Origin of the sequence: Aquabacterium sp., from assembly GCF_044226965.1 — a bacterium.
Taxonomy (GTDB): domain Bacteria; phylum Pseudomonadota; class Gammaproteobacteria; order Burkholderiales; family Burkholderiaceae_C; genus Pseudaquabacterium.
Window position 1 is genome coordinate 1 of the sequence record NZ_JBGAGA010000119.1, and the last position, 9221, is coordinate 9221.

General features: G+C 72.2%; 10 protein-coding genes. 1 reads left to right on the plus strand and 9 read right to left on the minus strand.

Translation table 11 applies throughout. The features are described 5' to 3' along the window. The 5 genes from creD to ACILR4_RS28540 all read right to left on the minus strand — a co-directional run. On the minus strand, positions 1-1241 hold a 1241-nt coding region (gene creD / locus ACILR4_RS28520; protein ID WP_395704276.1), incomplete at its 3' end, for a cell envelope integrity protein CreD. Positions 1242-1339: 98 nt separating this feature from the next. Next, positions 1340-2776, minus strand: a complete 1437-nt coding sequence (gene creC / locus ACILR4_RS28525) for a two-component system sensor histidine kinase CreC (protein ID WP_395704277.1) — start codon at positions 2774-2776, stop codon at positions 1340-1342. Positions 2777-2794: 18 nt separating this feature from the next. After that, complete coding sequence (locus tag ACILR4_RS28530; RefSeq protein WP_395704278.1) at positions 2795-3517, minus strand: winged helix-turn-helix domain-containing protein; 723 nt, start codon at positions 3515-3517, stop codon at positions 2795-2797. Continuing rightward, entirely contained in the window at positions 3514-4155 is a 642-nt protein-coding gene (locus tag ACILR4_RS28535; RefSeq protein ID WP_395704279.1) for a MarC family protein, read from the minus strand. Before ACILR4_RS28535 ends, ACILR4_RS28530 begins: the two co-directional genes overlap by 4 nt. A 6-nt stretch (positions 4156-4161) precedes the next feature. Continuing rightward, on the minus strand, positions 4162-5175 hold the full coding sequence (locus tag ACILR4_RS28540; protein ID WP_395704280.1) for a hypothetical protein: 1014 nt from the start codon (positions 5173-5175) through the stop codon (positions 4162-4164). A gap of 208 nt (positions 5176-5383) precedes the next feature. Here ACILR4_RS28540 and ACILR4_RS28545 point away from each other — a divergent pair, with 208 nt between their 5' ends. Beyond that, positions 5384-5884, plus strand: coding sequence for an RNA recognition motif domain-containing protein (locus tag ACILR4_RS28545; RefSeq protein ID WP_395704281.1), 501 nt, complete (start codon positions 5384-5386; stop codon positions 5882-5884). 82 nt (positions 5885-5966) lie between these two features. On the opposite strand, the gene ACILR4_RS28550 is transcribed toward ACILR4_RS28545, so the two are convergent. From ACILR4_RS28550 to ACILR4_RS28565, 4 genes are read right to left on the minus strand one after another with little or no spacing between them, the layout of a single operon-like run. Beyond that, positions 5967-6776 (minus strand): SDR family oxidoreductase, encoded by an 810-nt coding sequence (locus ACILR4_RS28550; RefSeq protein WP_395704282.1) that lies wholly within the window; start codon positions 6774-6776, stop codon positions 5967-5969. Continuing rightward, entirely contained in the window at positions 6773-7477 is a 705-nt protein-coding gene (lptC, locus tag ACILR4_RS28555; RefSeq protein ID WP_395704283.1) for an LPS export ABC transporter periplasmic protein LptC, read from the minus strand. Before lptC ends, ACILR4_RS28550 begins: the two co-directional genes overlap by 4 nt. A gap of 20 nt (positions 7478-7497) precedes the next feature. Then, positions 7498-8082 (minus strand): KdsC family phosphatase, encoded by a 585-nt coding sequence (locus ACILR4_RS28560; protein WP_395704284.1) that lies wholly within the window; start codon positions 8080-8082, stop codon positions 7498-7500. After that, positions 8082-9074, minus strand: coding sequence for an SIS domain-containing protein (locus ACILR4_RS28565; protein ID WP_395704285.1), 993 nt, complete (start codon positions 9072-9074; stop codon positions 8082-8084). Before ACILR4_RS28565 ends, ACILR4_RS28560 begins: the two co-directional genes overlap by 1 nt. Positions 9075-9221: the final 147 nt, after the last annotated feature.

Genomic DNA, 9221 nt, shown 5'->3' on the forward strand with positions numbered 1-9221 from the left:
CCGTAGAGCAGGCCGATGCCGGCGCCGAAGGCGAGGCCGGCGCGCCAGCGCCCGAGCATGTGGCCGCCGTAGTAGCCCAGCAGCAGCGCGCAGGCGGTGGCCGCGGCGCCGTAGGCCTGCGCGAACGGCAGGTGTTCCGACAGGCTCAGCAGCAGCAGGAAGAACAGGCTCAGGCCCAGCCCGACCAGCGCGTACTGGATCGGGTGCACGCGGCGGCCGGACAGCGCCTCGACCAGCAGCACCGCGGCGAACGTCAGCACGACGAACAGCAGGCCGTACTTGATGGCGCGGTCGCTCAGCACGTAGGGGTTGACCGGGTCGAAGAATGCGACGGAGAGCGTGTCCAGGCAGCCTGCCGCACGCGCGCCCGGCGGGCTGTAGGCGTCGCCCTCGACGCCCATCGCGCCGCCGCACAGCGGCACGCCGCGCTGCAGCTGGTCGGGCGCGCCGGTGGCCAGCGAGGAGACCTGCCAGGCGGCCTCGAACCCGCCGGCCGAGACGCTGCGGCGCTCGGGCAGAAAGCGGCCGCCGAACGAAGGGTGCGCCCAGTCCGAGGACAGTTTCCACTCGGTGGCCTCCGCCGCCGGCACCAGCGCCAGTTGGCCGGTGCCCGCCAGTTGCAGTTGCCAGCGCGCCTTCAGCGCCGCGGTGGCCGGCCGGTTGGCCGGCAGGTCGGCATGCACCCCCTGTGGGTAGGCCGCGCTCAACGTGCCGGCGCGCACCGCGGCCGGCTGCTCGTCCAGCGCCAGGGTGGCGGCGCGCAGGCCCCGCACGTCGCTGATCGCCAGCACCAGGCGCGGCGCTTCGCAGGCCCAGCGCGAATCGCTGCGCTCGCGGCGCGGCTGTTGCGCGAACGGCGCGTTCCAGGCCGCGTCGATGTTCACCGGGCCGCCGTAGGTCGGGATGCGGTAGAGCCCGCGCGTGCGCAGTTCGCTGCGCACCTGGGCGCCGACCACCAGCTGGTCGGGCACCCGGCGCAGCGTCGGTTCGCGCCGTTCGACGCTGAGCTTGCGGTCCTTGCCTTCGCCGCTGACGACGTCCCATTCCTCGACGCAGCGCTGCTCGACCCAGGGGCCGATCAGCGTCTGCGCACCGGCATGCGATTGCTCGACGCTGCGCTGCGCCTCGCCCTGCCGCGCCTGGCGCTCGTCGACGAGGTAGCCGATGCGCATCAGCACCGCGCTCAGCATCAGCACCAGCAGCCCCAGTGCCAGCACCTTGAACAACAGGGGAAATCGCATGAACAGCACCCTCCGTGAATGAAGGTGCCGATGCTCGGCGCCGGCAGTGAAGGCGCCGCGCGCTGCGTGAAGGCGGCGTGAAGCCGCGGCCGTTTCGCTCAGCTGCGCGGCAAGCTCAGGCGCACGCGCAGTCCCGGCTGCGCCGGCTCGAACTGCAGGGCGCCACGGTGCAGCAGCAGCACCTGGCGCACGATGGCCAGGCCCAGGCCGCTGCCCTTGCGGCCATCGGCCGGGCGCGGCGTCGAGAAGAAGCGCTGGCCCAGCTGCGGCAGCGCGAAGTCGGGCACGCCCGGGCCATGGTCGCGCAGCGTGATGCACAGCGCCTGCGGCTCGGCCTGCACCGCCAGTTCGATCACCGAGCCGGCGGGCGCGAAGTCCATCGCATTGGCCAGCAGGTTCGACAAGGCCAGCCGCAGCCGCTCGGCATCGGCCGGCACCGCCGTGCCGTCGCGCTGGGCCCAGTGCACGGCCAGGCCGCGCTGGCGCAGCGGCGCGGCCAGGTCCTGCAGCAGCGCGTCGATCAGCTGCAGCGGCGACACCGGCGGCAACGGTGCCTGGGGCTTCAGGCCTTCGAGCTTCGACAGCTCGAGCAGCTGGTCGACCAGTGCGCGCAGCCGCTGCACCTGATCGCCGATCTGGTCCGCGAAGGCCTCGCGGTCGGGCGCGGGCAGCTCGTCGTGCAGCAGCTCGGCCGCGCCGCCGATCGCGGTGAGCGGGCTCTTCAGCTCGTGCGTCAGCGCGCGCATCTGCTGCTCGACATGGCCGCGGTCTTCCAGCCGCTCGCGCATCGTGGCCATCGCACTGGCGAGGTCCCCGAGCTCGCCGGGCAGCGCCGGCAGCGGTTGCGGTTCACCGGCGCGCGCCTGCTGTGCGTAGCGCCGCAGCCGCCGCACCGCGGCCACCATCCACAGCGTGACCGCCACGCCCACGGCGAGCGACAGGCCCAGCAGCCAGGCCCCGGCCACCAGGATGTGGCGCTCGGCGCGATCGACGATGGGCTGCAGCGTGCGCACTGGCTTGGCCACCGTCAGCACGCCGATGCGCTGGCCCTGGTGCAGCACCGGCGCGGCGACGTAGAGCACGGTGCTGGCGCCGTCGTGGGCCTCGGCCCGCGTGGCGCGCGCGCCGTACTCGCCGCGCAGCGTGCGCGCCACGTCGCGCCAGCGCGAGTAGTCGGCGTCCAGCGCGTCGCCCGGGCCGTCGTCGAACACCACGCGGCCGCCGGCGTCGGTGAGGTAGAGCCGGAAGTCCAGGCTGCGCTTGTGCAGGCCCCAGATCTCGGCGTCGACCTGGCGCGCGCGGTAGCGCTGCACCGCGTCGGCGAACGCGCCCTGCTGCAGCGTGGCGCCCGGCGCCAGCGCCGCGAGCTCGGGCGCGGCCTGCTCGGCCAGCAGATGCGCGGCATCGACCAGGATGTCCTCGCTGACCTGCTGCACCGCCGGCTTGACCTCGCCCAGGAACACGCGCAGCACGAAGAAGCCGGCCAGCCCGGTGATCACGAAGAAGCCGAACAGCAGGCGCAGGCCCAGGCGCATGGCGCGATGCGGCAGGCTTCAGTGCGCCGCCGGCGGCAGCACGAGTTCGTAGCCCATGCCGCGGTGCGTGGCGATCAGTTCCAGCTCGGGGCGCTGCGCGCGCAGCTTGGCGCGCAGCGTCTTCACATGCGTGTCCACGGTGCGGTCGATGGCCTCGCTGTGCGGACCCCAGACGGCGCTGAACAGCGCCTCGCGGCTGAGGATGCGGCCGGGCGCGGCCAGCAGCGCGCGCAGCAGGCCGTATTCGAGCCGCGTCAGCGCCAGCGGCTGGCCGCTGAAGTGCACGCGCTGGCCGGCTTCGTCCAGCTCGAACAGCGGCGCTGCGCGCTCGGCCGGCAGCGCCTGCAGCGCGGCGCGCCGCAGCAGCGCGCGCACCCGCGCCACCAGTTCGCGCGGACTGAAAGGCTTGGACAGGTAGTCGTCGGCGCCGAGTTCGAGGCCGAGCACGCGGTCGATCTCCTCGTTGTGCGCGGTCAGCATCATCACCGGCAGACGGGCCAGCGCGGACTGCCCGGACTGGCGCAGCTCGCGGCACAGGGCCAGGCCGTTGCCGTCGGGCAGGCCGATGTCCAGGATCGCCAGCGCCGGCAGCGGGCCGGCCAGCAGCAGCCGCCGCGCCTCGCCCAGCAGCAGCACCTGCTCGACCGCCAGGCCCTCGCGCTGCAGCGTGAAGGCGACCGTGCGCGCGATCGCCGGGTCGTCCTCCAGCAGCAGGATGCGCGGCGGTGCGGGTGCGCTCACTTCGCCGGCACGCTGCCCAGCAGCGGGAACAGCTTGACCAGGCCGTCGGCCAGCAGCTCCACCGCCATCGCGGCCAGGATCAGGCCCATCAGCCGCGTCATCACGTTGATGCCGGTGCTGCCCAGCACCTTGGCGATGCGGCCGGAGGCCGCAAAGGCCAGGTAGGTGGCCCCGCCGATCACGACGCCGTAGCCCACCAGCACCGCATGCTCGAAGAGCGTGCGGGTCTTCTCGGCATAGATCACCACCGTCGAGATGGTCGCCGGTCCGGTGAGCAGCGGGATGGTCAGCGGCACCACCGCGATGCTGTCGCCCGCATTGGCCTTGGCATGGCCTTCATCGACGTCGGCCGGGCGGCTCTCGGCCGGCATCGCGTTGAGCATGTGGATCGAGGAGATCAGCAGCAGCACGCCACCGCCGACCTGGAAGGAGGCGATCGAGATGCCGAAGAACTCGATGATCTTCAGGCCCGCGAGGCTGCTGATCGCGATGACGCAGAAGGCCGAGAAGCTGCTGACGCGCAAGGTGCGGCGCCGCTGCTCGCGCGACTGGCCCTGCGTGAAGGCCAGGAAGAAGGGCACGGCGCCGATCGGGTTGACGATGGCCAGCAGTGCGATCAGCGGTTTGAGCAGGTCCATGCGGGGTCAGCTGGCATCGGTGGGGTCGGCGGGGTCGGCTTCAGTGGGATCGACCTCGGCGAGGTCGACATCGGTGGCGTCCTGCGCGCCGCCGACCGGCGCCGCCGGTTGCACCGCCATATACAGCGCGCACAAGCCGCGAAGGTACACCACGCCGGGCAGCACCAGCCCCAGCGCAAACACCACACCGGCACCGGTGACGGCAGCTGACGCATGCGGCGTGCTGGCCACCGCGGCGGCGCGCAGGCCCTGGCCGAACAGCGCGGCCAGGAAGGTCTGCGCGCCGATGTCCACCGGCGTCACCAGCGCGGCCAGCGCCACCACCGCGCGCCCGCCGCCGAGCACGACAAAGCTCACCAGGCCGGCCACCGCCGCCGACAGCAGGCTGACCGCGGCCGACAACAACAGCACCTGCGGCAGCCGGCTGCGGATTTCGTGCCGCAGCAGCGCCAGCACCTCGCGCACCGACAGGCCGCACCACACCGCCGGCGCGGCCAGCGGCCCGACCAGGCCCACCATCACCAGCGCCGCGAGCCCCAGCACCGGCACGCCCAGCGTGACGGCCAGCCCCGCCAGCCAGGGCCCCACGCGCGGCAGCTGCGCGGCCCACAACAGCAGGGCGACCGCGGCCAGCAGCAGCGCGAACAGCAGCAGCACGCAGGCCACCACCGCCAGCAGGCGGTGCGCGCTGCCGAAGGCATCGGCCAGCGCGTCGCGCGGATCGCGCGAGCGGCGGCCTTGCGCCTCGTCCATCAGCATCAGGCCGGCGGCGTTGCTGCCGTAGAAGGTGACGACGAAGGCGGCCAGCGCGGCCAGGCTCGCCGACAGGGCCGACTCGTTCAGCAGGGCACGACGCAGTTCACCCATCAGCAGGCCCGACAGTGCGAAGGCCACCAGCAGCAACCACTGCGCGCGCCCGTTGCGCACCGCATCGATGCTGCCGAGCACCAGATTGAGCGCAGCCAGCGGCGACAGGGTCGAACTTGGGGCCTGGGGGGAGTCGGAGGTCTGTACCCGCATGGCAACACTCATGATACTTGCGGGTTAGCCCTTGCCCTGCACGTCTGGCAGGGCCGTGAACTTTGTGCCCATAATGCTTTGGGGTGGTATGGACTTTCGAGTTCATACCTGCCACATGTGTGGTGAGGGCGCCTTTAGCTTGAGTGTTTTCACGCTGGGTAGAAGCTCCACATGGGTTTTATTGTTCAGTCAGAAGGAGCTTCCCCTCATGGGAAACAAGCTTTATGTGGGCAACCTCGCCTACTCGGTGCGTGACGAGTCTCTGCAGACGGCGTTCTCGCAATTTGGCACGGTGACGTCCGCCAAGGTGATGATGGACCGCGAAACCGGTCGCTCCAAGGGTTTCGGTTTTGTCGAGATGTCCTCGTCGGCCGAAGCACAGGCGGCGATGAACGCGATGAACGGCCAGCCGCTGGAAGGCCGCGCCATCGTCGTCAACGAAGCCCGCCCGCGTGAAGAGCGCCCGGGTGGCTACGGCGGCGGCGGCGGCGGTGGCCGCAGCCCCTACGGCGGCGGTGGTGGTGGCGGCTACGGCGGCGGCGGCGGTGGTGGCCGCAGCGGTGGTGGTGGCGGCGGCTACGGCGGCGGCGGTGGTGGCGGCTACGGTGGTGGTGGCGGCGGCGGTGGCCGCAGCCCCTATGGCACCGGCCGCGGCCCGCGTGGCGGCGGCGGCGGTGGCGGCTACGGCGGTGGCAGCCAGGGCTACTGAAGCCTCGGCGGCTCAACGCAGCCGCACATGACAAGGCGCCCCGCGGGGCGCCTTTTTCGTGGGGCGCTGCGGCGCCGGCGCGTCAGCCGGAGGCCTGTTCGCCCTGGCGGCGCTTGCGCGGCCGGCCCGCCAGCAGGCGGTCGTACAGGCCGTTCGGCAACATCCGCATCAGCTTGGCCACCACGCCCATCTGCCACGGGATCACACGGTAGCTGTCACCGTCGGCAATGGCCCGGAAGGCGCGGTCCGCAAAGGCCTCGGCCGGCATCAGGAAGGGCATCGCGTAGCGGTTGTGCTGCGTCAGCGGCGTGTCGATGTAGCCGGGCGTGATGGTCACCACCTTCACGCCGTGGGGCCGGCAGTCGCCACGCAGGCTCTCGCAATAGCTGATGACCCCTGCCTTGCTGGCGCAGTAGGCGCCATGGCCGGGCAGCCCGCGGATGCCGGCGACGCTGGCCACGCCGACCAGGCGCCCGCTGCGGCGCTGGCACATCGGCCCGACGAAGGGCTGGAAGGTGGCGGCCATGCCGAGCAGGTTGGTCTCCAGCGTGCTGCGCATCACCTCGATGTCGGCCGCGTCCGCGGTGTCCATGCCGACACTGATGCCGGCATTGGCGATCACCACGTCGGGCAGGCCGAAGCGTGCGATGCAGTCGCGGCCGGCAGCCATCGTCGCCTGCACGTCGCGCACATCGGCGCCAAGCACCAGCACACGGTCGGCGGCAAAGCCCTTGTCCTGCGCCCATTGCTGCACTCCGGCGCTGCGCCGCGCCACCAGCGCCAAGCGCCAGCCGGCGCTGTAGAAGCGCTCGGCCAGCGCCTGGCCGATGCCGCTGGAGGCGCCGGTGATGAAGACCAGCGGCGAGCTGGGCACGAGCGCGTCGAAGCTCATCGTTTCTCCTTGGGCGCCGGCCGGAACACCGAGCGCACCGGACCGCGCAGCTGGAGCTGGCGCGTCAGGTGGTCGTAGTCCATGCCGGCGGCATGGGTCTCGTCGCCCCCGCGCAGCACGGTCACCGGCAGGTGCGTGCGCAGGCGCTCGAAGCGCAGGAAGGCATGCAGGAACTCGCCCTCGATCGTCAGCGCGTCCTCGCCCTCGAGCTGGCTGACGACCTTGGCGCCGCCGAACAGCTGCACCTCGCTGGCATCGCCGTTGGCCAGGGCGCGCTGCGCGGTGGCTTCGGTGAGGCGGCCGTCAGGCGAGACCGCGCGGATGCGCGCGACGTCGATCTCGATGCGATCGGTGTCGGGATAGTGGCGCAGCACGTCCCCTTCGATGCGCAGTGCCACCTGGCCGGTGGCGTCGAAGCGGGTGATGTTGAAGTGGTGCATCGTGTAGTCCGGCTCGTGCCGTAGCACCGCTTCGCCAACCGGTCCGGGCGGCGCCGGCGTGTGCTTGATGAGCCACCAGGTCGAGCCGGCGAGCAGGGCCATCAGCAGCAGCGGCAGATACGAGGACAACCAGTTGCGCAGGCGCAGGCCGATCGGCACCGACTGCCGGTGCGGGCCGGCCGGCGCCAGCGGGCGCAGGCTGACCGGCACCTCGGGCAGGTCCGGCAGGTGCAGCTCGGGCGGGGGCGTGACCGCGTTCATCGGGTTCGGGGCAGAAGGACCTAACGTGCATCCAGCGTGGCCAGCTGGCCCTGCAGCAGCGCGGCATAGCGGCCACAGGCCATCAGCAGCAGGTCGCAGAACTCGCGCGCCGCGCCTTCGCCGCCGCGCGCGCGGGTGACGTGGTGCGCCAGCGCCCTGGCCTCGGCATGCGCGGTGGCCGGCGCACAGGCAAAGCCGGCGCGCTGCAGCAGCGGCAGGTCGGGCCAGTCGTCGCCGATGACCGCCAGCTGCGGCCAGTCGATGCCGAGGTCCAGGCACAGCTGGTCGGCCACCGCCAGCTTGTCGCTGACACCGAAGTACGCATGCTGCAAGCCGAGGTCGGCGATGCGCCGCCGCACCGCCGGCGAATCGCGCCCGGTGACGATGACCGGCGTGATGCCGCCCTGGGCCAGCAGCTTCAGGCCATGGCCGTCGAGCACGTGGAAGGCCTTGAAGGCCTCGCCGCGCTCGCCGATGAACAGGCGCCCGTCGGTCAGGACGCCGTCGACATCGAAGATCGCGGCGCGAATGCCGCTGCCCGGTCCTTGCGCCTTGAGCAGCAGCTCGGGCGGAAACTGCAGCGCCGGCGCGAAGGGCTGCGCCATCAGACCACCTTCGCCCGCATCAGGTCGCCGATGGTCAGCATGCCCAGCAGGCGCCGTCCGTCGTCGCCCACCACCAGCACCGAGGTGATGCGGTGCAACTCCATCAGGTCGGCGGCGGCCGCGGCCAGCGCGTCCTGGCGGATGGTCTTCGGGCTGCGGTGCATCACCGCGCCCGCGGTGAGCTGGCGCAGGTCGGCACCTTTCTCGACCTGGCGCCGCAGATCGCCGTCGGTGAAGATGCCCTGCAGCCGCTGGTCGCCATCGACGACGATCGCCGCGCCCAGGCCCTTGGCCGACATCTCGCGCATCATGTCGATGCAGCCGGTGTCCTCGCGCACCAGCGGCAGCGCGTCGCCACTGCGCATCAGGTCGGCCACATGCACCAGCAGCTTGCGGCCCAGCGAGCCACCGGGGTGCGAGCGCGCGAAGTCCTCCTCGCGGAAGCCGCGCGCATCGAGCAGCGCCACGGCCAGCGCATCGCCCAGCGCCATCTGCGCGGTGGTGCTGGCGGTGGGTGCCAGGTTCAGCGGGCAGGCCTCCTGGTCGACCGCGCTGGAGACCACCATGTCGGCGTGGCGGGCCAGCGTCGAGCCCGGCTTGCCGGTCATCGCCACCAGCGTGATGCCCAGGCGGCGCAGCGTGGGCAGGATGGCGGCGAGCTCGTCGCTCTCGCCGCTGTTCGAGATGGCCAGCACCACGTCGCCGGGCGTCACCATGCCCAGGTCGCCGTGGCTGGCCTCGGCCGGGTGCACGAAGAAGGCCGGGGTGCCGGTGGAGGCCAGCGTCGCGGCGATCTTGCGGCCGACATGGCCGCTCTTGCCCATGCCCATCACCACCACGCGGCCGCGGCAGCGCAGCATGGCCTCGACGGCGCGCGTGAAGCCCTCGTCCTGGCGCGCGGCCAGGCCTTGCAGTGCCGCAGCCTCGATTTCGAAGGTCTGTGCGGCCAGCGCCAGCGCACGCTGGGCATCGAACGGAACGGCAGTGCTCATCGAGCGCCCGTGGCGGCCGCATCGGAGGCGGCCGCGTCGCTTAGGATCGGGCATTCTAGGAGGCAGGCCCGCAGCGTGCCTGCCCTCTCCGACCGGGCCCACTCTCCCGCTCCCCGCGATGGCATCGAATCTCGAACTGGCCCTGTT